This is a genomic window from Bacillus mesophilus, from assembly GCF_011008845.1.
Lineage (GTDB): Bacteria > Bacillota > Bacilli > Bacillales > SA4 > Bacillus_BS > Bacillus_BS mesophilus.
Window position 1 is genome coordinate 161,754 of sequence record NZ_JAAIWM010000001.1, and the last position, 20,304, is coordinate 182,057.

Consider the following 20,304-nt stretch of genomic DNA (forward strand, 5'->3'; position numbering starts at 1 on the left):
CAAGAAGCTTTAATAAACTATCCGTTATTTGATTACTTTTTTAATGTTTCTAAAGCCATCTGAGCAGCTTGTTGTTCAGCCTCTTTTTTTGATTTTCCAACACCAGTTCCCAGTGTTTCACCATTTAAATAAACACGGGATTCAAATACTCGATTATGAGCAGGTCCTTTTTCCTGTAAAACCTTGTATTCGATTATTCCACTACCGTCACGTTGAATGAGTTCCTGTAACTGACTCTTAAAATCCATCACATGAGAAAAAGCACCCTTTTTTATCTTAGGAAAAATGACCTTTTCTAGAAAATTCCATACTTGATTAATACCCTGATCTAAGTATAAAGCTCCAATAAAAGCTTCAAATACATCAGCTAAAAGAGCTGGACGAGCACGTCCTCCAGTAAGTTCTTCCCCTTTGCCTAGTAGAATCAATTCACCGAAGTTTAGATCATTTGCAAATCTAACAAGGGAGGGTTCACATACAATTGACGCACGGAGCTTTGTTAACTCTCCCTCACTCATTGTTGGATATGTTTCAAATAAATATTTAGAAATTGTTAATTCTAGAACAGCATCTCCTAAAAATTCAAGTCGTTCGTTGTCTTCAAACGGCCTCCTACGATGCTCATTCACATAAGATGAATGGGTAAAAGCCTGATACAATAGCTTCTCATTTTGAAATTCCAATTCGATTTTCTCTTGAAATGCTCGAAATGCTATTTTTTGTGCTGTAAATGACTTTCTATTCGTTGATTTCATGAAAACTTTCCTCCAGGGCATTATGCCGTCTGCATTTCAAACTTAACCTTCTGACTGTAAAAAGGCAAGAAAGTCCCGTATGGAATACGGGACCTAACATGCCAAAATCTTTGATAGAGAGTAAAAAGAGTCTATTATAGACTTGCTTGTATGTAATTAACAGCATCTCCTACTGTTACAATCTTTTCAGCATCCTCATCAGAGATTTCCATATCAAACTCGTCCTCTAATTCCATTACAAGTTCAACTACGTCTAGGGAATCTGCTCCTAAATCATCCTTGAATTTAGCTTCGACCTTAACTTCAGCCTCATCTACTCCAAGACGATCCACAACAATCTTTGTTACACGTTCTAAAACGTCTGCCATTGAAATTCACCTCCCCTCAAAGTATTATAGTCAATCCTAGTAAAAATTACTAGTCTCTTCCAATATTACATGACCATTCCGCCATCAACATGCAAAGTTTGCCCAGTCATGTATTTGCTATCCTCAGATGCTAAGAACGAAACAACCTTTGCAATGTCCCCCGGTTCCCCAAATCTAGATAGTGGGATTTGCTTTAACATTTCCGTCTTTACCTCTTCAGGAAGCTCATCTGTCATATCAGTTGTTATAAACCCTGGAGCAATAGCATTGACATTGATGCTACGACTTGATAATTCCTTTGCTACTGTTTTAGTTAGACCAATAACACCAGCTTTAGCAGCTACATAGTTTGCTTGACCAGCATTGCCACTAACTCCAACAATAGAAGCAATGTTAATGATCTTACCACTTCTTTGTTTCATCATTTGACGAGTAACAGCTTTCGTACATTGATACACACCCTTAAGGTTAGTATTAATGACTGTATCCCATTCTTCCTCTTTCATTCTCATTAATAAATTATCACGGGTAATACCTGCATTATTGACAAGAATATCTAGACTTCCAAACGTATCGATCACTTTTTTAATCATTTCACTTACAGCTTCGCTACTAGAAACATCAGCTTGAATAGCAATAGCCTCTCTTCCAAGAGCCTTTATTTCATCTACTACCTCATTAGCCTTTGCCTCACTACCAGCATAATTAACCGCAACAGATGCTCCCTTAGCTGCTAGTTCTAGAGCAATTGCTTTTCCAATTCCTCTGGATGCACCTGTTACTAATGCAACTTTGCCTTCGAACATTATTTCTCCCCCTTAAGTGATTGGATCGTAGTTGTTAATGACTCCTCATCATAAACTGCAAAGGTTTTTAGAGAACGATCTACCTTTTTCACTAATCCTGATAACACTTTACCTGGTCCTACTTCAACAAAAGTGTCCACACCTAGTTCTACCATTTTCTCAACGGATTGCTGCCATCTAACAGGAGAATATAACTGTTCTACCAGCTTAACCTTAATTTCTTCTGCTTGTGTAATTGGTAGTGCGTTTACATTTGCAACTACAGGGACTTTAGCTTCATTGATTGAAATAGAATTCAAAGTGTCGTTTAATTTTTCAGCCGCTGGTTTCATAAGTGAAGAATGGAACGGTCCACTTACCTCTAGAGGTATTACCCTTTTAGCACCCTTCTCTTTAGCAAGTGCCGATGCAAGTTCTACTCCCCTTGCAGAGCCTGAGATCACAATTTGTCCTGGACAATTTAGATTAGCTAATTGTACGGGATTTCCATCATTGGTAACTGAAGTAGTTACCTCTTCAAGTTGAGAAGCGTCCATTCCCAAAACTGCCGCCATTGCTCCTAAGCCAGCAGGAACTGCTTCCTCCATATATTCTCCGCGCTTTCTTACCGCAAATACACCATCTTCAAAGGAGATACTCTCAGCAGCAACTAGGGCTGTGTATTCACCTAGACTGTGACCAGCGACATAATCAGGAATGATTCCAGATTGTTTGAACTTCTCATAGATTGCGATACTTGTTGTTAGCAGAGCGGGTTGGGTGTTAACGGTTAATGTAAGCTGTTCTTGAGGTCCTTCAAAAATGATAGATGATAAGGAAACTCCTAATTTCTCATCTGCTTTATTAAATATTGCTTGAACCTCAGGATAGAGTACTGCTAATTGACTCCCCATCCCAACGGTTTGGGAACCTTGTCCAGGAAAGATAAAGGCGATTTTACTCAATTTGATTCTCCTCCCCAACTTTGAAATCTATTATCTATTTTCTATTCTCAAATGCAGAAATAAAGATTTCTGTAACCTTATTATCAAGGATTTCTCTTGTCTGCCTAATAGCGTGGAACATAGCATTTGCATTGGATGAACCATGAGCTTTAATTACTGGAGCCTTAAGCCCAAACAGACCTGCACCACCATAGTCAGAATAATCCATAGTTTGTTTTAACTCTTTGAGCTTCGGTTTAAGGACAGCTGCTGCAAGCTTAGCTGTTGTACTACTAGTTAAGGCACCCTTTAGCATTGTAAACACAGATAATGCTGTTCCTTCGAGGGTTTTTAAGGCAATATTCCCTGTAAATCCATCTGTTACAACAACATCAGCTAGGCCCTCCATCAAATCACGTGCCTCTACGTTCCCAACAAAGTTAAGATCCGAATCAGCAATTAACTTATAGGCTGTTCTAGTTAATTCATTGCCCTTCTTATCTTCTGTACCTACATTTAACAGACCAATACGAGGGTTTTTCTTTCCTCTAACTTTTTCAGCATAGATTGAACCCATAATCGCATATTGCAGTAAATGCTCTGGTTTAGCATCTGCATTAGCACCTACATCAAGGAATAAGAAACCTTCTCCATTTAGGGTCGGTAGGGTTGGTGACAATGCTGGACGATCAATCCCCTCAATACGTCCAACCACAAACAGTCCTGCTGTCATTAGTGCACCTGTATTTCCAGCAGAAATACAAGCATCAGCTCTACCCTCGCTAACTTCTTTTGCCATTAAGACCATTGATGCATTTTTCTTTCTTTTTACTGCGCGCACCGGCTCATCTGTCGCCTCGATTACTTCCTCTGTATGTATAATTGTTATTCGGTCCTTTGAGGTAAGTAAGGGTGCGATCCTTTTTTCATCACCCACTAAAGTAATCGAAATATCAGAGTATTTTTGAATAGCCTGTAAGGCACCTTTTACAATTTCATCAGGAGCATTGTCGCCCCCCATTGCATCAATCGCAATTCTCATTTCTTCCTCTCCTTTTCAGGATAAGTCCTCATTCTTGCTCACCTATACTTGATCTGAACATATGAAATTCCCCGGAAAAGACCATCTCATTACCGACAAAACTCAAAACATCAACTATAGTGCGATCCTTTTCTTTTCCAACTGAAGTCACCTTTGCTTTTGCAACTACTCGTTCTCCAGCTTTTACCTGCCTCGTAAAACGTATATTTGCCTTAGCAGTTAATGCTAACTCGTCATTGATTACTGCAACAGCTAAAGAATTAGCCTGTGCAAAAAGATGATGACCTCTTGCAATTCTATTTCGTCTAAATACATGCTCTTCCTTCACATCAAAGATTGAAATGGCAGAGTGATCTAGTTCAAAATCTATTATTTCTCCAATTACTTCTTCAATTGGCAATGAGCGCACTTCTTTAACAAGCTGTTTCTCAGCCACATTCTTTATTCGTTCTCGGAGTTCCGGAATAGAAAGTTCCAGTCTGTCCAATCGAATGGTCTGAATACTTACCGAAAACTTTTCGGCTAATTCCTCATCTGTTGTAAATGGATTTTCTCCAATCGTTTCCAGAAGAAGCCGCTGTCTCTCTTGTTTATTTTTTCTCATAGTGACACCTTTCAAACTATTATGACTAGGTACTAACAGTAGTATATAATTAAGAGGAGTAGAATGCAACCATTTCTCTAGCATTCTACTCCTCTTTGAAAAGCGCAAGCGCCCTGCTAAGCCCCGACAAGCAAATGTTCCTGGAAGAATGTATTTCCTTTTTCCCTCGAGGGGCTGGGCGCTTGAGCTAGACATAGACCCTGTTCTGAAAATACCTTACTTAAACCACAAAAATATTAATCCAACTTCTCTCCGTTCATTGCTCCTGATGTCTCTATCATTTCTCTAAGATACTTGTAATCCTGTCCCTCCCAAAACACCTTGGACTGAATTAGTTGAACAGCATCCTGTCGAGCCACTTCAAGGGCACGGTAATCATGAATCATATCAGCAACTTTGAATTCTGGTACACCACTTTGCTTCCGTCCGAAAAAATCTCCTGGGCCTCTTAACTCCAAGTCTTTTTCAGAAAGAACAAAGCCATCATTAGTCTCCGTCATGATTCGCATTCGCTCTTTTCCTGTCTCTGATTTAGGATCTGCTAGTAATATGCAGTAGGACTGATCAGCACCTCGACCAACTCTTCCTCTAAGCTGATGAAGTTGTGATAACCCAAATCGTTCAGCATCATAGATCACCATAATCGTAGCATTTGGTACATTAACTCCTACTTCTACTACCGTTGTCGAAACGAGCACTTGAGCTTCATTTGAACTAAATAATCTCATAACCTGCTCTTTTTCTTCTGCAGGTAATTTACCATGCATAAGGCCAACTCGGTACTTCTCTAAAAAGGTGTGAGTGAGCATACCGTGAACGTCTATTGCATTTTGAACATCAAGGTGCTCTGATTCCTCGATTAACGGACAAATCACATAAGCCTGTCTACCTTTTCTTAGCTCCTTGTCAATAAAACCTATTACTCTATCTAGCATATTATGTTTAACCCAATAGGTTTCAATTTGTTTTCTACCAGCTGGAAGTTCATTGATCACAGAAACATCCATTTCTCCAAATGCAGTAATGGCCAATGTTCTTGGAATCGGTGTTGCAGTCATGAATAGCACATCAGGTGACTCGCCCTTTTCACGCAAGACTCGTCGTTGTTCCACTCCAAAGCGATGCTGTTCGTCTGTAATGACAAGACCTAGCTTGTGAAAATTAACTTCCTCTTGAATAAGAGCATGTGTACCAATTAACAAATCAATTTCCCCATTAGATAAATCCTCAAGAATTTGTCTTCTCTGCTTCCCTTTTACTGAAGAGGTTAAAAGTGCAACCTTTACTCCGAAGGGTTCTAATAGATTCCTTAACCCTTCTGAATGTTGTTCAGCTAGTATTTCAGTAGGAACCATTAAAGCCCCTTGATAGCCAGATAGATAAGATGAGTAAAGAGCAATAGCTGCTACAACCGTTTTACCTGAACCTACATCCCCTTGAAGTAGCCTGTTCATCCGATATGGTGATTTAAGATCAGTGGCAATTTCTTCTACGACCCGCTGTTGGGCATTCGTTAATGCAAACGGTAGATTATCGATAAACTCTTGTAGTCGATCTTCTTGATATTGATGAGGATGCCCAGCAGAATTTTCCCGCTCATACTTTCTAAGTGCCTGCATTTTCAGCTGAAACAATAAAAATTCCTCATAGACCATTCTTCTTCTGGCATGCTTAACATCATCGAAGTTTTTTGGGAAGTGAAGAAACCGAAGAGTATCTCGTTTAGACAAGAGCTTGTACCGCTCCCTTAGCGACAGTGGAAAATTATCAATGATATCATTTTCATATTGATAAAAGGCATTAGCAATATACCTTTGCAGAGCTTTTGTAGTTACCTCTCCCTTTGTATGATACAAGGGTTTTAAATCCTGTTTTCGATCAACCTCTCCTACTTTAACTTCACTAACGGTAATGGTTTGACGGTGTTGATCCCATTTCCCAGTGATCGTTACATCAGCACCAAGTGTGAGTTTACTCTTTACGTAAGGCTGATTAAAGAATACAGCGGAAATTAAGTAGCGTTCAACAAGAATTCGCGTCGTTAATTTAGAACGCTTTTTACCAAAATACATTAGAGAAGGTTCACTATGAACCTTCCCTTCTACCGTTACTCGTTCTTCATGCTTAACATCAGCTAAATCCTTCAACCGATAATCTTCGTATCTGTAAGGAAGGTGCTCTAGTAAATCAATAATCTTCGTTAAACCCATTTCTTGTAATGCAAGGCTAGTCTCTTGTCCAATTCCTTTTACATTGAGCACAGATTGATTCAGGATGTTAGTCACGGTGCGTAAGCGGAATACCAAAAATTTTAGCTTCCAATGCTCTACCAGTTGGTGTTGCCGCTAACCCCCCTTGAGCTGTTTCTCTCAATGCCACTGGCATAGTTAGACCAATTTTATACATCGCATCAATCACTTCATCACAAGGAATCCGACTTGTAATTCCTGCTAAAGCCATGTCTGCTGCAATCATTGCATTTGCAGCCCCCATTGCATTACGCTTGACACAAGGAACCTCGACTAATCCAGCAACAGGGTCACAAACAAGTCCTAGCATGTTCTTTAAAGTAATAGCCATTGCCTCTGCAGCCTGACTTGGTGTTCCTCCAGCTAATTCGACAATTGCAGCAGCAGCCATTCCTGATGCTGAACCAACCTCTGCTTGACATCCCCCAGCTGCACCTGAAATCGAAGCATTATTAGCAACTACAAATCCAAATGCACCAGCAGTAAATAAAAATTCAATCATTTCTTCACGAGTCGGATTTAACTTTTCTCTTATGGCAAATAATGTCCCTGGTACTACACCTGCCGATCCAGCTGTTGGGGTAGCGCAGATTGTACCCATTGCAGCGTTAACTTCATTGGTAGCAACTGCCTTACTTACAGCATCCAAAATAGTTGGACCTGATAGAAAGTTACCTTTTTGAATATACGTTTGCAATAGGACTGCGTCACCGCCAGTTAAGCCAGAATGAGACTTGACGCCCGCCAATCCTCTTTCTACTGCTTGCTCCATTACCGTTAGGTTCTTGTCCATAAGCTCAATAATTTTTTCACGCGATCTATTTGTTACTGACATTTCCTGTTCAATCATTATCTCAGAGATTTTTACCTTTCGAGATTCAGCAAGCTCAACTAATTCAGCTACATTTCTAAACACATGAATCCCTCCTTTATAGTAAACTACTAGTCTACAATCTTCGTTACATTGATGATGTTTGGCAATGTTGTAAGCTCATCAATGACTTTATCATCGATTTGCTGATCGACTTCTATTGTCATGAGCGCAATTCTACCTTTTTCTTTTCTGGACACATCCATATGTCCAATATTTATTTCATACTTAGCAAGTACATTTGAAACAGAAGCAATTGCTCCATAACGATCATTATGAACAACTAAAATAGCAGGATTTGACCCTGATAGCTTTAAAGTAAATCCATTTACTTCTGTGATTTCTATTTTACCACCACCGATAGAAATTCCCACCAGTTCAAATTCTCCGTCTTCGTCACCAATATGGACTCTTGCCGTATTAGGATGATCAGTAACGGCCTCTTCTACTCTAAAATTAATTGTAATGCCTGCTTTTTCCGCGATTTCAATGGAAGATATGATTCGCTCATCAAACGTATCAAAATCTAGTATTCCACCAATGATCGCCACATCCGTTCCATGTCCTTTATATGTTTGGGCAAAAGAACCATATAAAGAGATGTTAACCCATTTTGGCTCCCTACCAAACAACGTCCTAGCTACTCTTCCAATTCGAGCAGCTCCGGCGGTATGCGAGCTAGAAGGACCAATCATGATTGGACCAATAATATCAAATACACTTTTATATTTCATACATACTTCACCCCCATAGAACTTCATCCATATGCTTTTAATTCCTCTTCACAAACTAATAGAAGGGAAAACTCCCTTCTATTAGTTTACAGCATTATTCAATTGAGAAGATATAGGAATATAAAGGTTGATTTCCTTTATGTACTTCTACTTCCAAATCTTCGTATTCGCTTTCAAGATACGACGTTAATTCTTCAACCTCTGAATCAGTTGTATCCTCACCTTGTAAAATGGTCATAATTTCATCTTCATCACCAATCATTTGGGACAGTAATTGCTTTGCTACTTCTAACTGCTGTTTAGCAGTTACGACAATCTTACCGTTGGCAATTCCCATGAAATCGTCTTTTTCTATTGTTAACCCATCAATGGTAGTATCTCTTACTGCATATGTTACTTGACCTGTTTTCACATTACCCATTGCTTCTCTCATTAGCTCGCTGTTGTCTTGAAGGCTAACTGTTGGATTAAATGCTAACAGTGCTGACATTCCTTGTGGGACTGTCTTGGATGGGATCACCGCAACGTGCTCACCCAGTACTGAAGCCGCTTGTTCAGCAGCCATCACAATATTACTATTGTTAGGTAAGATAAACACTTGCTTCGCGTTTACCTCTTCAACTGCCTTAACGATATCTTCAGTGCTTGGATTCATCGTTTGGCCACCTTCGATAACCGCACCTGCACCTAAGCTCTTGAATAGCTCAGCAATTCCTGAACCCATCGCCACCGTCACAATTCCAAACTCAGCCTTTTCTTTACTAGGTTTAACTGGAGTTGAGGTAGGTGCTGAATGTGTTACATGTTCACCATCAAGAATATCACTGTGCTGTTGTCTCATATTCTCTATTTTAAGGTTAATTAAACTTCCATACTTTTGACCATAAGATAAAACCTCTCCAGGATACTCTGCATGGATATGTACTTTAACTAGATCTTCATCAGCAATTACTAATAGCGAATCACCATGGTTGCTTAAGTCCTGTCTGAACTGTTCCTCAGAGAAGGGATTATCGTTGATCTTTTCTTGTTCAAACTTCACCATAAATTCAGTACAGTAACCAAATTCAATATCTAGTGTATCAATGTGACCTGCTACACTCTTATGATGTTCAGCATTTACCATTTCTGACATAGAAGGACCTGAAGTAGAAGCGCTTGGTAGCTTCTCACCCTTTAATTCTGCAAGGAACCCTTCATAAACAATAACTAAGCCTTGTCCACCACTATCAACTACCCCCACTTCCTTCAATACAGGTAGTAAGTCAGGAGTGCGATTTAGTGATGCTTTTGCTTCCTTTAATACTTCTTCCATTAAAGCAATTATATCTTCTTCCTTTTTTGCTACAGCCTTTGCTCGTTTAGCTGCATCTTTTGCAACTGTTAAAATAGTTCCCTCTACAGGCTTCATAACAGCTTTGTATGCGGTCTCTACACCAGCCTCTAGTGCTTGGGCAAATTCAACAGAGTTAATTTTCTCCTTTTGTTCTATGGATTTTGCAAACCCTCTAAACAACTGAGAAAGAATAACACCTGAATTTCCTCTTGCTCCCATTAGTAGACCCTTTGCTAAGCTAGAACCCACTTTACCTATATGTGGATTTGTATTGTTCTTAACTTCCTTTGCACCAGAGCTAATTGAAAGGTTCATATTAGTCCCTGTATCTCCGTCCGGTACTGGAAAAACATTTAAGGCATCTACCATTTTTACGTTATTGCCTAAATTTTCTGCGCCTTGAATGACCATTTGCGCAAAGCGTTTTCCATCCAATGTTGTAATTCTCACTAAGCTTTCCTCCTCACTAAACGTTCGTTACCCGAACACCTTGGACATAAATATTAACTGTCTCTACCGCAAGTCCAAGCGTTTGATTCAACGTGTACTTTACCTGTGTTTGAACATTATGGGCAATCTCCGAAATTTTTGTTCCGTAGCTAACAATAATGTACATATCGATATGTATCTCGTCATTTTCTTGGCGAACTACAACACCTTTAGTAAAGTTTTCTTTCTTTAGAATCTCTGCGATCCCATCTTTTAATTGCTTCTTTGATGCCATTCCCACAATTCCATAGCATTCTACTGCAGCTCCACCTGCAATAGTAGTAATGACGTCGTTAGAAATATCAATATTTCCATATTGTGTTTTTAATTCAATGGACATTTTTGTTTCCCCCTTTAATTTTCGAACTTGCTTAAATTTAAGTTCCAGATATAGGAGACCAAGTAATTGGGATTCTATTCACAGCTATCGTCATTTTACTATACAATTATTCAATTTAAAAGCAAAATGAGTCCTTTAGCCTTTTCCTTACTTATTAGTATACTTCAAAGTAAAAAATACATGTCAAGGTTTTTTTCTTGAGTCAATTATTGCAATATCAAACTTCTTATGATAAAGTTAAAAAGTATTTTTACCTTGGGATGAAATAGGAGTATTTATGTATGATTACATAAGTACTGGATTTATATAGGTAGCAAGGAGGGAAAAATAATGGCTCGTAAATGTGTTATCACTGGTAAAAAAGCTTCTTTCGGTAACTCTCGCTCACACGCAATGAACTCTAACAGACGTTCTTGGGGCGCTAACCTACAAAAGGTTCGCATTCTAGTAAATGGAAAGCCTAAGCGTGTATATGTTTCTGCAAGAGCACTTAAGTCAGGTAAAGTAGAACGCGTGTAAGCGTAAAAGACGATGAGATCCATCGTCTTTTTTATTTGTTGTTACTTATGAGGATAAAAATTTTTTCAAGTCTACTTCGTGCACATGCATTTGTCCTTATGGTTATGTAAGATAATTTTTCTTTCGGAAAGAAAAGAAGCACCTTTTTTATAAAAAGGCACCCCCTTTAGACCGTATACATTTAAACCTTGCTCTAATTCTAGTTGTCTACTCTTTCTTAAATGTACCCAGCATAGCGCGTACAATCCCACCTAAGAACTTCGGTAACTTAATCGTATAAAATTTCATAATGTCCCTCCTATAAACAAAATACGGGTAATAATCATGTACGATTTCATTAGTAGTATATTCGTAAAAATAAAAATAGTACCATTACCTAATAAAAATTAATCTTTACTCTTTACCATTATGACTATGCCATGATTAAACGAAAAAGTACCTGTTTCTGCAATTAATTGATTACTAACGCACAAAGATGTCCCCCAAAGAATATCTCCATTTACTAACGGATACTTGAAATCCCTTGATAGTGTTAGCCCCTTTACCTCCCTTGAAAGTGGAAGAAAAGAAATATAGGTATAAGATAAATTTCTTTGAATTTGGTAAGTTCCTGGTTTCAGAAGAGACACAATATTTTGTTTATCGATCATTTCCATTTGTACTGATTGAGAAAAGCCTTTTGTTAATAATTGAATGGAACCTAAGGCATGATCAAGTCTACCTCCAGTTGCTCCAAATATTCTAATCTTTTTTGGCTTTTGTTCTAATGCCCAATCTAGCGCAAGCTCTAAATCTGTTTGATCCTTCTCTGCCGGTGCAATTGAAAAATTCTCACACTGTTCTTGCATCCATTGAAGCTCTTCCTCTGATACAGAATCAAAATCACCAATTCCAGCCGATGCCTTAATGCCCTGCTTAAGGATATAGAATAACCCCCTGTCTACACCAACCCATATGCATGAATCGCTAACATACTGCGTCAAATTAGGTATTAACGGTAATGGCCCACCGGCAACTATATGAATAATCATCGTTTGTCCCCTTTATTAATATATATATCCGTAGCTTTACGTCTACAAATCCATATAACGTCAAAAAGTAGACTAATTGAAGTCTACTTTTTGACGTTATGACCTTTTAATACTTGAATTGCTTTAAAACGATCCTCTGCATTATAGATAGCTGAACCAGCAACTAAAACAGTTGCACCCGCTTCAACGCAAAGTTTAGCAGTCTCACTATTCACTCCACCGTCTACCTCTAGTTCCACGTCTAATTCTTTTTCTTTAATCCAACTAGAAATCTGTTTAATTTTAGGAAGGGTAGAATGAATAAATTGTTGTCCACCGAAGCCAGGGTTTACCGTCATGACTAAGATCAGGTCAACATCTTCAAGTATAGGTTGTATCATTTCAGCTGGGGTTGCAGGATTAAGTACAACACCAGCTTTTACCCCTTGTGATTTTATAAATTGAATTGTGCGATGAAGATGCTTGCATGCTTCAACATGAACTGAAATGATATCAGCCCCGGCTTTAGCAAAGCTTTCAATATACTGATCAGGTTGTTCGATCATAAGATGAACATCTAGGGGTAAGGATGTAACAGGGCGAACTGCCTCTACAATTAATGGACCAATTGTTATGTTTGGAACAAAGTGACCATCCATTACATCAATATGAATATAATCTGCACCCGCTTGTTCAACGTTCTTAATTTCCTCTCCTAGCTTAGCAAAATCTGCTGAGAGTATGGAAGGAGCAATTTTGTACATACTTAATACCTCGGCTTTCGGTCTTTAATCTCCTGAAGAAACTCCAAATAATGTTCATATCGATATTCTTTGATGTGTCCAGCTGCCACTGCTTCTTTAACAGTGCACTTAGGTTCTGAAAGATGAGTACATTCTCTAAACTTACAGTTCTGTTGAATCCTTCTCATTTCTGGAAAACAACTTGAAAGATCCGCTACCTCAAGTTCTAGAAATTCTAAAGAACTAAAGCCAGGTGTGTCCGCAACAAAGCCGTTACCAATCTCAATTAGCTCTACATGACGAGTTGTATGCTTACCACGGCCAAGGTGTGTAGATATTTCATCTGTTTTTATTACCAGATCAGGGCGTAGTACTTGAAGAATGGATGACTTCCCAACACCAGATTGGCCAGCAAATACTGATAACTTATCTTTAAAGTATGGAAGTAAAGTTTCAACCGTTTCCCTATCGTCAGTAGATGTCAACAACACATCATAACCAGCCTGTCGATAGTCATCTGCAAATTTCTCTATGTTTTGTTTATCCTTTTCAGCAATTACATCCATCTTGCTAATACAAATAATCGGTAAAATATGCTTTGACTCAATTAAAACAAGAAAGCGGTCTAATAATAACGGATTGAAGTCAGGCTGAACGGCAGAAAATACTAAGATTGCTTGATCTACATTGGCAATGGGAGGGCGAACTAGATCGTTCTTCCGTTCAAGAACCTCCATAATGTATCCATCAGTCTCATTTTCCGCTTGAAAAACAACCTCGTCTCCAACAAGAGGGGTAATTTTATTCTTCCTGAATAAGCCTCTGCCACGACATTGTGTAGTACCTTCTTCATTCATAACATAATAAAACCCGCTAAGTGCTTTAATAATTTTGCCTTGCATAGCCTCACTCCTTGAATTACTCTTCATCATCATAAGAAACGACTACTTCATCAATTACATCACCATTTCTTTGAATCTTATAAGTAACACTCTTCTTATATGGGATATTTAATACAAGCTTGTATTCCTTATCGGCTGTTATCGTATCAGTGATTGCCGGTGAACTTATATCACGATCTAAGTCATCCACATAGATTTGTACCTCTTGCGGTTGACCTTCTTCCCCTTCAAGTGGTTCATATTTCACAAGTACTGTACGGTTTACTGTTTTATTCTTTTGTTCCGGTCCCTTTGAAACGACGATTGATATGTTATGTCCTCGTTTGACTTCTGTTCCAGCTTTAGGTTTCTGCGAAATAACAATACCTTCAGCAAATTCCTCCGAAAAGGCTTCAGTAACCTCAACTAGGTTTAGCCCTTTCTCAGCAACATAATTATCAACTTGAACTTGATTAAGACTAACAAGATTTTGAAGTTGAAAAGCCTGAGGACCTTCACTAACAAAAAGGATAAGCGTTTCTTCCTCTAATACAAACTCTCCAGATTCTGGGATTTGACCAGTGATTTCTCCAGCTGGGATTGTTTCTGATGGCTCTGGTCTTATATCAACATTTTTAAACGTAGCCTTAATACTCGTCATAATCTCATCAATATTTTGCCCAATGTAATTCTCAATCTCTTCTTTTTCTTTTCCTTTACTAATGTAAAGAGTGATTTCCGCTCCCTCTTTTACGGTCTGTCCCGCATTAGGAAGAGTTCGTACGATTTGCCCATCTAATACTTCCTCATCAAATACCTTAACTGACTCACCAACAATTAACCCTATTGAATCAAGTTCCTTGTAGGCAGCTTCATAGCTCAGAGTTGTAACATCTGGAACAACTACATCTTTTGGCAATAATAATGATGGAATAATTGTAATAGAAGCAACCGCTGCAGCAGAAAGTAAAAAGAAAATCGAAATAACCCAAATTGCAATTTTCTTTCCACGATTTTTTGGGTTAGTTTTCACTTTTTTAGGTTCCTTATGAACGATTGTATCCTCCATACTTGAGTTCTCAGCCAGGTGTTCCTTCGTAATGATTGGAATGGCTTTAGTGACGTCTCCGTCAAGAACAGGCGCCTTAAATGGTGGTTCGTTTAACCTACGTGGCTCTAACGATGTTCGTAAATCATCTTCCATGGCTTCAACAGTATCATAACGGTGAAACGGATCCTTTGCAGTCGCCTTTAGTACAATATTTTCAATGCTTTGTGGAATCGCAGAATTCCACCTTTTTGGCGAAGGTGTATCATTTTGCAAATGCTTTAATGCAATAGAAACAGCAGATTCCCCGAAAAAAGGCATTCTTCCTGTAAGTAATTCAAACATGACGATCCCTAAAGAATAGATGTCTGACTTTTTAGTAGCCATCCCACCCCTTGCTTGTTCAGGCGAAAGATAATGCACAGAACCAAGGAATGAGTTAGTTTGAGTAATGGTCGTTGAGCTTAAGGCTACCGCAATTCCAAAGTCTGTAACCTTAACTATTCCATGTTCATCAATCAAAATGTTTTGTGGTTTAATATCTCTATGTACAATTTGATTTTCATGGGCATTTGCTAGAGCAGAAGTTAACTGAATCATAATATTTACACTTTCTTCGTTTGAAAGTGGCCCATTTTTTTGAATATATTCCTTAAGGGTTGTCCCGTCGATATGCTCCATGACAATATAAAAAATATTATCTTCTTCTCCAACATCATAAATACTAACAATGTTTGGATGATTTAGACTTGTAGCAGCCTGCGCTTCTCGATGAAATCGGCGGATAAACTCTTCGTCATTAGAAAAATCAGGACGTAATACCTTAACCGCGACATTGCGTTCTAAAATCATATCCCTAGCAAGATACACGTTGGCCATTCCGCCACCACCGATTGTATCGATCACCTTGTATCTGCCGCTTAATCTTCTCCCGATCATTAGCGTCCACCACTTTCCGTTTGAACGCTATTGTAGTCAAGTAAAACAAGGGTAATATTATCTTCTCCACCATAATCATTAGCCAAAGACACAAGCGCAGTCCCTTTTGTTTCAATTGGTTGATCCTTTTGAAGTTCTGCTAAGATTTCAGCACTTGTTACTTTATTAGATAGGCCATCAGAACATAACATAATATAACGAAGGTCATCATTCGTTAATGTTTTGACATCTATTTGAATGTTGATGTCTGTCCCTAATGCACGGAGAAGCACATTTTTCCGTGGATGATATTCAGCATCCTCTTTGGAAATTTGACCCGAGCGAACAAGTTCATTAACAAGAGAGTGATCTTCGGTTACTAACTGAACTTGTCCATTCTCGACTATGTAACAACGACTATCTCCGATATGAGCAATCGTTATGAATTCATCGGTACAAATAGTGATTACAAGGGTAGTCCCCATCCCCTCGCACTCGTCATTTTCTTTAGAATGCTGAAATAGTTGTTCATTTACTAATGTAACATGTTGTTTCAACCACTTTTCGGCTTCATCTGGCGATTTAATAGAAGGGGTATCTTTCCAATATGATTCGATTAATTCTGTAGCCATTTTACTTGCCACATCACCAGCGCGATGTCCGCCCATTCCATCTGCAACAATACCTAATACTTGATTAGCACTATTATAGAAAACGCCACCGTTGTCTTCATTATGCTGTCTAACTTTTCCCCTGTCTGATAGAAAAAACGTCTTCATACTTCACCTCGTCTCCTCTTGACGCTCCTTTGCACGTAGCTGTCCGCAGGCTGCGTCAATGTCATGGCCATGCTCTCTTCTAATTGTTACATTTATGCCATGTTTTTTTAATGTACGTTCAAATTCGAAAATTTGTTCTTTTGGTGTACGAACGTAATCACGTTCAGGCACGTAGTTTACAGGAATTAAGTTAACATGACATTTAATTCCTTTAATTAATTTCGCTAACTCCTCAGCATGAGCAACCGTGTCGTTTTCCCCGCCAAAAAGCCCATATTCAAAGCTAATTCGTCTTCCTGTTTTTTCAACATAATAGCGAACTGCTTTCATAAGGTCATCAAGCTTGTATGCTCGATTTATAGGCATTAACTTACTTCTAAGCTCCGTGTTTGGTGCATGCAGTGATAGAGCAAAATTAATTTGCAATTGCTCGTCTGCAAAGGCATAGATTTTAGGGATGATCCCACTAGTTGAAACGGTAATATGTCGAGCGCCAATATTTAAAGCTTTGTCATGATTAATAATTTTTAAAAATGAAAGCATCGCATCATAATTATCAAACGGCTCTCCTATACCCATTATTACGACATGACTAACTCGTTCTCCTGTCTCATCTAAAGCTTTTTGCACATTTACTACTTGGGCAACGATTTCACCAGCCTCTAAATTACGTTTTAGTCCGCCTAGGGTAGAAGCACAAAACGTACAACCGATCCGACATCCTACCTGTGTTGTTACACAAACAGAATTTCCATATTCATGTCTCATTAAAACTGTCTCTATAGAGTAGCCATCATGTAACTCAAATAAAAATTTAATGGTCCCGTCCTTAGATTCCTGCTTAATCAATGTTTTCATGGTAGTTACCGTAAAAGCTTGACTAAGCTTGTCTTGTAAAGACTTCGAAACATTTGTCATGTCTTCAAAGGATGAAATTCGCTTACTATATAACCATTCAAAAATCTGTGTACTCCTAAACTTTGGTTCACCGTTTTCCTTTAACCAAAGCTCTAATTCTTCAAGTCTTAAAGAATAGATGGAGGGTTTTTGTTGTTCTTTCAGTTCTAGCTGCTTAGTCTTTGTTGGAGTTTCCTTTTCCACTATTACACCTGCTTTCTTAAAGATGAGATAAAAAATCCGTCCGTCCCAAAGTGATGAGGAAGAATTTGAATTTGTGCTCCGTTATGTTCAGCATTGCCTCTAATCTTCTCTGGTAACCGCTCTACTAACATAGAATCTCGCTCAAAATCAGGATGGCTTTCTAAAAATTTTATCACAACTTCATCGTTTTCTTCTTTATCCATTGTACATGTACTATATACCAGGGTTCCACCCTTTTTCAGTAGTGGGGCAATTGCATCTAATATAGTAGATTGAATACCAGCCAAGCTGTGAATGTCACTCTCATTCTTCTGATATTTAATATCTGGTTTTCTTCTAATAACCCCTAGTCCAGAGCAAGGAGCATCAACTAAAATTCGATCAAAGGTTTCTGATTTATAAACCTCAGTGAGCTTTCTGCTGTCCATTACTTTTGTTTCAACATTGGTTAAATGAAGACGATTTACTTGCTCATTTATAAGTTTAATCTTATGCTCATGTAAATCTACTGAAATGACCTTTCCGGTATTTCGGAGTAATTCAGCTATATGTGTGGACTTACCACCAGGAGCAGCACAGCTGTCTAAGATCATATCATCCTTCTCTGGACCAAGCGCTCTACCCACTAACATAGAGCTTTCATCCTGAATGGTCAAAAGTCCATCCTGATAGGCAGCAGTGTTAGCAAAATTACCTCTTTCAATGATAAGCGCATCATCTGAAAGATTTCCAGTTCTTGTACTTACTCCTGCTTCTTCCATACTTTTCATTACTTCTTCAGCTGTTGTTACAGCAGTATTTATTCGTGCAGAAGAAATCGGCGGTAGTAAGGTTTCTTGACATAACTCTTTCGTTTCTTCCAAACCGTATTGTTTTACCCATCTCGAGATCAACCAGGATGGAAAACTCATCTCAATGGCTAGTCTTTCAATTGGATCTTGTACCTCATCAAACGACCTAAAACCAGTCCTTTGAAGAGAACGCAAGACACCATTTACCATTGATCCAATCCCCTTATGACCTTTTCGCTTTGCAATTTCAACTGCTTCAAAAATGGCTGCTCGGTCAGGAACTCTATCTAAATATTTCATTTGATAGACAGTAATTCTTAGCAATATTTTAACCCAGTCCTCGAGCTTGTTCTGCTTCTTTAGATAAGGCTCTATGTAAAAATCTAGAGTAAGCTTTCTTTGTAAGGTTCCGTACACCATTTCTGTTAAAAGACCTGTATCCTTGCTACTAACCTGATGCTGCTTAATAGCTTGATGTAGTAACAGGTTACTATAGGCTTGATTTTTCTCAATTTGTACTAATAAATCTATGGCGACTTCCCTAACATTTTTTGTTTTAGCTGTTGTTTTCATGTTCATCTCCTAACAGGATACCTGCTGTTAAGCTAGCCCCTGCTCCACGTAGAAATTGTTCTCCACTCATTCTCGTTTTTCCAGAAGGCTGTAATTCTGTTATCTTTATCGCTATATCGTTTCCAGTTGCGACAACAATTCCATCGTCGTCAATCCGGATCACCTCACCAGGTTTTCCTTCTGATGGTGCAATAAGTTTTTCTCCCCACCATACCTTTAAAACCTGACCATCTAAATGTGTATAAGCAACAGGCCACGGATGTAATCCACGAATATGGTTATAAATAACTTCACCTTTATGCTCCCAATTAATGCGTTCCTGCTCTCTTTTAATATTAAAAGCAAAGGTAGCTTCCTCTTCATTTTGTTGAATTGGATTAATAGTACCTTTAATTAGTTCAGGAATGGTATTAGCTAATAGTTCAGCACCTGCAATACTTAATTTATCATGCAATGTTCCCACATGATCTGTCTCGGAAATGTCTACTTCAACCTTTGATAAGATATCGCCGGCATCAAGTTTTTCTACCATATACATGATGGTTACACCCGTCTTTTTCTTCCCTTGGATAATTGAATAATGAATGGGAGCACCACCACGGAGTTCCGGCAATAAAGATGCATGAACATTAATACAGCCTAATCGAGGGGCTTCTAACAAAGCCTTAGGCAAAATTTGTCCAAAGGCTGCTGTTACAATCAAATCGGCACCCCAATTAATCACTTGTTCGTACTGTGATTGTTCTCTAATTTTCTCAGGTTGAAACACTGGTATATTATGCTTTAGAGCTTCTACTTTTACTGGGGGCGGTGTTAATTCTCGTTTTCTACCTTTTGGACGATCTGGTTGTGTTACCACTCCAATAACTTGATGTCCTTCTTCAATTATCCTTTGTAATACTGGAACTGAGAAATCAGGTGTCCCCATAAATACTATTTTCAGCATCTAAGCCCTCCTTTATAACGTTTCTTCATTATATAAACTTAACGCTTTGGAGGGAAATAAGATTCCCTCTAGATGATCGATTTCATGTAAGATTACTCGTGCAAAATAATCCTCTGCTTGAAGTGTGAAATACTTCCCAAAACGATCCTGTGCACGTACTTTTATTCTACTAGGTCGCTCCACTTCACCAAAAAGGCCCGGAAAACTTAAGCAGCCTTCTGGACCAACTTGACTTCCTGTTTGTTCAAGTATAACGGGATTTATGAGGGCGATGATCTTGCCTTCATCATCCTCTACAATGGCAATTTGTTGCTCAATTCCGACTTGTGGAGCTGCTAAGCCAACTCCATCTGCTTCTATCATCGTCTTTTTCATATCACTTAATAACTTTCTTAGTACTTTATCAAAAATCCTAACCTGATTACAACGCCTTTGAAGAATTGCATTTGGATAGGTTAGAATGGTTAATTTGTCCATG

The 20,304-nt window shown here is 38.6% G+C and carries 22 protein-coding genes; 1 reads left to right on the plus strand and 21 read right to left on the minus strand.

What is annotated here, in order from left to right; genetic code table 11:
• Positions 1-32: 32 nt before the first annotated feature.
• The 11 genes from rnc to G4D63_RS00855 all read right to left on the minus strand — a co-directional run bounded on the left by rnc (position 33) and on the right by G4D63_RS00855 (position 10,517).
• Positions 33-776, minus strand: a complete 744-nt coding sequence (gene rnc / locus G4D63_RS00805; protein ID WP_163176730.1) for a ribonuclease III — start codon at positions 774-776, stop codon at positions 33-35.
• 113 nt (positions 777-889) lie between these two features.
• Complete coding sequence (gene acpP / locus G4D63_RS00810; protein WP_163176732.1) at positions 890-1,123, minus strand: acyl carrier protein; 234 nt, start codon at positions 1,121-1,123, stop codon at positions 890-892.
• Between the two features lie 65 nt (positions 1,124-1,188).
• Positions 1,189-1,929, minus strand: coding sequence for a 3-oxoacyl-[acyl-carrier-protein] reductase (gene fabG / locus G4D63_RS00815; RefSeq protein ID WP_163176734.1), 741 nt, complete (start codon positions 1,927-1,929; stop codon positions 1,189-1,191).
• Entirely contained in the window at positions 1,929-2,873 is a 945-nt protein-coding gene (fabD, locus tag G4D63_RS00820; protein ID WP_163176736.1) for an ACP S-malonyltransferase, read from the minus strand. Before fabD ends, fabG begins: the two co-directional genes overlap by 1 nt.
• 34 nt (positions 2,874-2,907) lie before the next feature.
• Positions 2,908-3,894 (minus strand): phosphate acyltransferase PlsX, encoded by a 987-nt coding sequence (gene plsX, locus G4D63_RS00825; protein ID WP_163176738.1) that lies wholly within the window; start codon positions 3,892-3,894, stop codon positions 2,908-2,910.
• A 28-nt stretch (positions 3,895-3,922) separates the two neighbouring features.
• The gene (gene fapR / locus G4D63_RS00830; protein ID WP_163176740.1) at positions 3,923-4,498 is read right to left on the minus strand and encodes a transcription factor FapR; all 576 of its coding nucleotides are present in this window, start codon (positions 4,496-4,498) and stop codon (positions 3,923-3,925) included.
• Positions 4,499-4,734: 236 nt separating this feature from the next.
• On the minus strand, positions 4,735-6,783 hold the full coding sequence (gene recG / locus G4D63_RS00835) for an ATP-dependent DNA helicase RecG (RefSeq protein WP_163178329.1): 2,049 nt from the start codon (positions 6,781-6,783) through the stop codon (positions 4,735-4,737).
• Positions 6,776-7,663 (minus strand): L-serine ammonia-lyase, iron-sulfur-dependent, subunit alpha, encoded by an 888-nt coding sequence (sdaAA, locus tag G4D63_RS00840; RefSeq protein WP_163176742.1) that lies wholly within the window; start codon positions 7,661-7,663, stop codon positions 6,776-6,778. Before sdaAA ends, recG begins: the two co-directional genes overlap by 8 nt.
• Before the next feature lie 26 nt (positions 7,664-7,689).
• The gene (gene sdaAB, locus G4D63_RS00845; RefSeq protein ID WP_163176744.1) at positions 7,690-8,352 is read right to left on the minus strand and encodes an L-serine ammonia-lyase, iron-sulfur-dependent subunit beta; all 663 of its coding nucleotides are present in this window, start codon (positions 8,350-8,352) and stop codon (positions 7,690-7,692) included.
• 94 nt (positions 8,353-8,446) lie between these two features.
• Complete coding sequence (locus G4D63_RS00850; RefSeq protein ID WP_163176746.1) at positions 8,447-10,138, minus strand: DAK2 domain-containing protein; 1,692 nt, start codon at positions 10,136-10,138, stop codon at positions 8,447-8,449.
• A gap of 16 nt (positions 10,139-10,154) precedes the next feature.
• Positions 10,155-10,517, minus strand: coding sequence for an Asp23/Gls24 family envelope stress response protein (locus tag G4D63_RS00855; protein ID WP_163176748.1), 363 nt, complete (start codon positions 10,515-10,517; stop codon positions 10,155-10,157).
• A gap of 330 nt (positions 10,518-10,847) precedes the next feature.
• On the opposite strand from G4D63_RS00855, the gene rpmB reads away from it, so the two are divergent.
• Positions 10,848-11,036 carry a 50S ribosomal protein L28 gene (gene rpmB, locus G4D63_RS00860; protein WP_149219258.1) on the plus strand — a complete coding sequence of 63 codons (189 nt, stop codon included), beginning with the start codon at positions 10,848-10,850 and terminating at the stop codon, positions 11,034-11,036.
• Between the two features lie 207 nt (positions 11,037-11,243).
• Here the strand turns inward: rpmB and spoVM are convergent, their stop codons facing one another.
• The 10 genes from spoVM to def all read right to left on the minus strand — a co-directional run bounded on the left by spoVM (position 11,244) and on the right by def (position 20,303).
• Positions 11,244-11,324 (minus strand): stage V sporulation protein SpoVM, encoded by an 81-nt coding sequence (gene spoVM / locus G4D63_RS00865; protein ID WP_058002606.1) that lies wholly within the window; start codon positions 11,322-11,324, stop codon positions 11,244-11,246.
• Positions 11,325-11,422: 98 nt separating this feature from the next.
• Positions 11,423-12,067 (minus strand): thiamine diphosphokinase, encoded by a 645-nt coding sequence (locus G4D63_RS00870; protein ID WP_163176750.1) that lies wholly within the window; start codon positions 12,065-12,067, stop codon positions 11,423-11,425.
• A gap of 83 nt (positions 12,068-12,150) precedes the next feature.
• A complete protein-coding gene (gene rpe, locus G4D63_RS00875) occupies positions 12,151-12,810 on the minus strand; it encodes a ribulose-phosphate 3-epimerase (RefSeq protein WP_163176752.1) in 660 nt (219 codons plus the stop codon).
• 2 nt (positions 12,811-12,812) lie between these two features.
• Positions 12,813-13,691 (minus strand): ribosome small subunit-dependent GTPase A, encoded by an 879-nt coding sequence (gene rsgA, locus G4D63_RS00880; protein WP_163176754.1) that lies wholly within the window; start codon positions 13,689-13,691, stop codon positions 12,813-12,815.
• A gap of 16 nt (positions 13,692-13,707) precedes the next feature.
• Entirely contained in the window at positions 13,708-15,657 is a 1,950-nt protein-coding gene (pknB, locus tag G4D63_RS00885) for a Stk1 family PASTA domain-containing Ser/Thr kinase (RefSeq protein WP_163176756.1), read from the minus strand.
• The gene (locus G4D63_RS00890; protein WP_163176758.1) at positions 15,657-16,415 is read right to left on the minus strand and encodes a Stp1/IreP family PP2C-type Ser/Thr phosphatase; all 759 of its coding nucleotides are present in this window, start codon (positions 16,413-16,415) and stop codon (positions 15,657-15,659) included. Before G4D63_RS00890 ends, pknB begins: the two co-directional genes overlap by 1 nt.
• Positions 16,416-16,418: 3 nt before the next feature.
• On the minus strand, positions 16,419-17,477 hold the full coding sequence (rlmN, locus tag G4D63_RS00895; protein WP_163178331.1) for a dual-specificity RNA methyltransferase RlmN: 1,059 nt from the start codon (positions 17,475-17,477) through the stop codon (positions 16,419-16,421).
• A 41-nt stretch (positions 17,478-17,518) separates the two neighbouring features.
• Positions 17,519-18,880, minus strand: a complete 1,362-nt coding sequence (gene rsmB, locus G4D63_RS00900; RefSeq protein ID WP_163176760.1) for a 16S rRNA (cytosine(967)-C(5))-methyltransferase RsmB — start codon at positions 18,878-18,880, stop codon at positions 17,519-17,521.
• Positions 18,864-19,826, minus strand: a complete 963-nt coding sequence (gene fmt, locus G4D63_RS00905) for a methionyl-tRNA formyltransferase (RefSeq protein ID WP_163176762.1) — start codon at positions 19,824-19,826, stop codon at positions 18,864-18,866. Before fmt ends, rsmB begins: the two co-directional genes overlap by 17 nt.
• Positions 19,827-19,838: 12 nt before the next feature.
• Positions 19,839-20,303 carry a peptide deformylase gene (gene def, locus G4D63_RS00910; RefSeq protein WP_163176764.1) on the minus strand — a complete coding sequence of 155 codons (465 nt, stop codon included), beginning with the start codon at positions 20,301-20,303 and terminating at the stop codon, positions 19,839-19,841.
• Between the last annotated feature and the right edge of the window lies 1 nt (position 20,304).

What these genes read in the sequence shown, in the direction of transcription:
- rnc (WP_163176730.1), bottom strand. Translation starts at nt 776, where the DNA reads ATGCCCTGGAGGAAAGTTTTCATGAAATCAACGAATAGAAAGTCATTT.
- acpP (WP_163176732.1), bottom strand. Translation starts at nt 1,123, where the DNA reads ATGGCAGACGTTTTAGAACGTGTAACAAAGATTGTTGTGGATCGTCTT.
- fabG (WP_163176734.1), bottom strand. Translation starts at nt 1,929, where the DNA reads ATGTTCGAAGGCAAAGTTGCATTAGTAACAGGTGCATCCAGAGGAATT.
- plsX (WP_163176738.1), bottom strand. Translation starts at nt 3,894, where the DNA reads ATGAGAATTGCGATTGATGCAATGGGGGGCGACAATGCTCCTGATGAA.
- fapR (WP_163176740.1), bottom strand. Translation starts at nt 4,498, where the DNA reads ATGAGAAAAAATAAACAAGAGAGACAGCGGCTTCTTCTGGAAACGATT.
- sdaAB (WP_163176744.1), bottom strand. Translation starts at nt 8,352, where the DNA reads ATGAAATATAAAAGTGTATTTGATATTATTGGTCCAATCATGATTGGT.
- G4D63_RS00855 (WP_163176748.1), bottom strand. Translation starts at nt 10,517, where the DNA reads ATGTCCATTGAATTAAAAACACAATATGGAAATATTGATATTTCTAAC.
- rpmB (WP_149219258.1), top strand. Translation starts at nt 10,848, where the DNA reads ATGGCTCGTAAATGTGTTATCACTGGTAAAAAAGCTTCTTTCGGTAAC.
- spoVM (WP_058002606.1), bottom strand. Translation starts at nt 11,324, where the DNA reads ATGAAATTTTATACGATTAAGTTACCGAAGTTCTTAGGTGGGATTGTA.
- G4D63_RS00870 (WP_163176750.1), bottom strand. Translation starts at nt 12,067, where the DNA reads ATGATTATTCATATAGTTGCCGGTGGGCCATTACCGTTAATACCTAAT.
- rpe (WP_163176752.1), bottom strand. Translation starts at nt 12,810, where the DNA reads ATGTACAAAATTGCTCCTTCCATACTCTCAGCAGATTTTGCTAAGCTA.
- rsgA (WP_163176754.1), bottom strand. Translation starts at nt 13,691, where the DNA reads ATGCAAGGCAAAATTATTAAAGCACTTAGCGGGTTTTATTATGTTATG.
- pknB (WP_163176756.1), bottom strand. Translation starts at nt 15,657, where the DNA reads ATGATCGGGAGAAGATTAAGCGGCAGATACAAGGTGATCGATACAATC.
- G4D63_RS00890 (WP_163176758.1), bottom strand. Translation starts at nt 16,415, where the DNA reads ATGAAGACGTTTTTTCTATCAGACAGGGGAAAAGTTAGACAGCATAAT.
- rsmB (WP_163176760.1), bottom strand. Translation starts at nt 18,880, where the DNA reads ATGAAAACAACAGCTAAAACAAAAAATGTTAGGGAAGTCGCCATAGAT.
- fmt (WP_163176762.1), bottom strand. Translation starts at nt 19,826, where the DNA reads ATGCTGAAAATAGTATTTATGGGGACACCTGATTTCTCAGTTCCAGTA.
- def (WP_163176764.1), bottom strand. Translation starts at nt 20,303, where the DNA reads ATGGACAAATTAACCATTCTAACCTATCCAAATGCAATTCTTCAAAGG.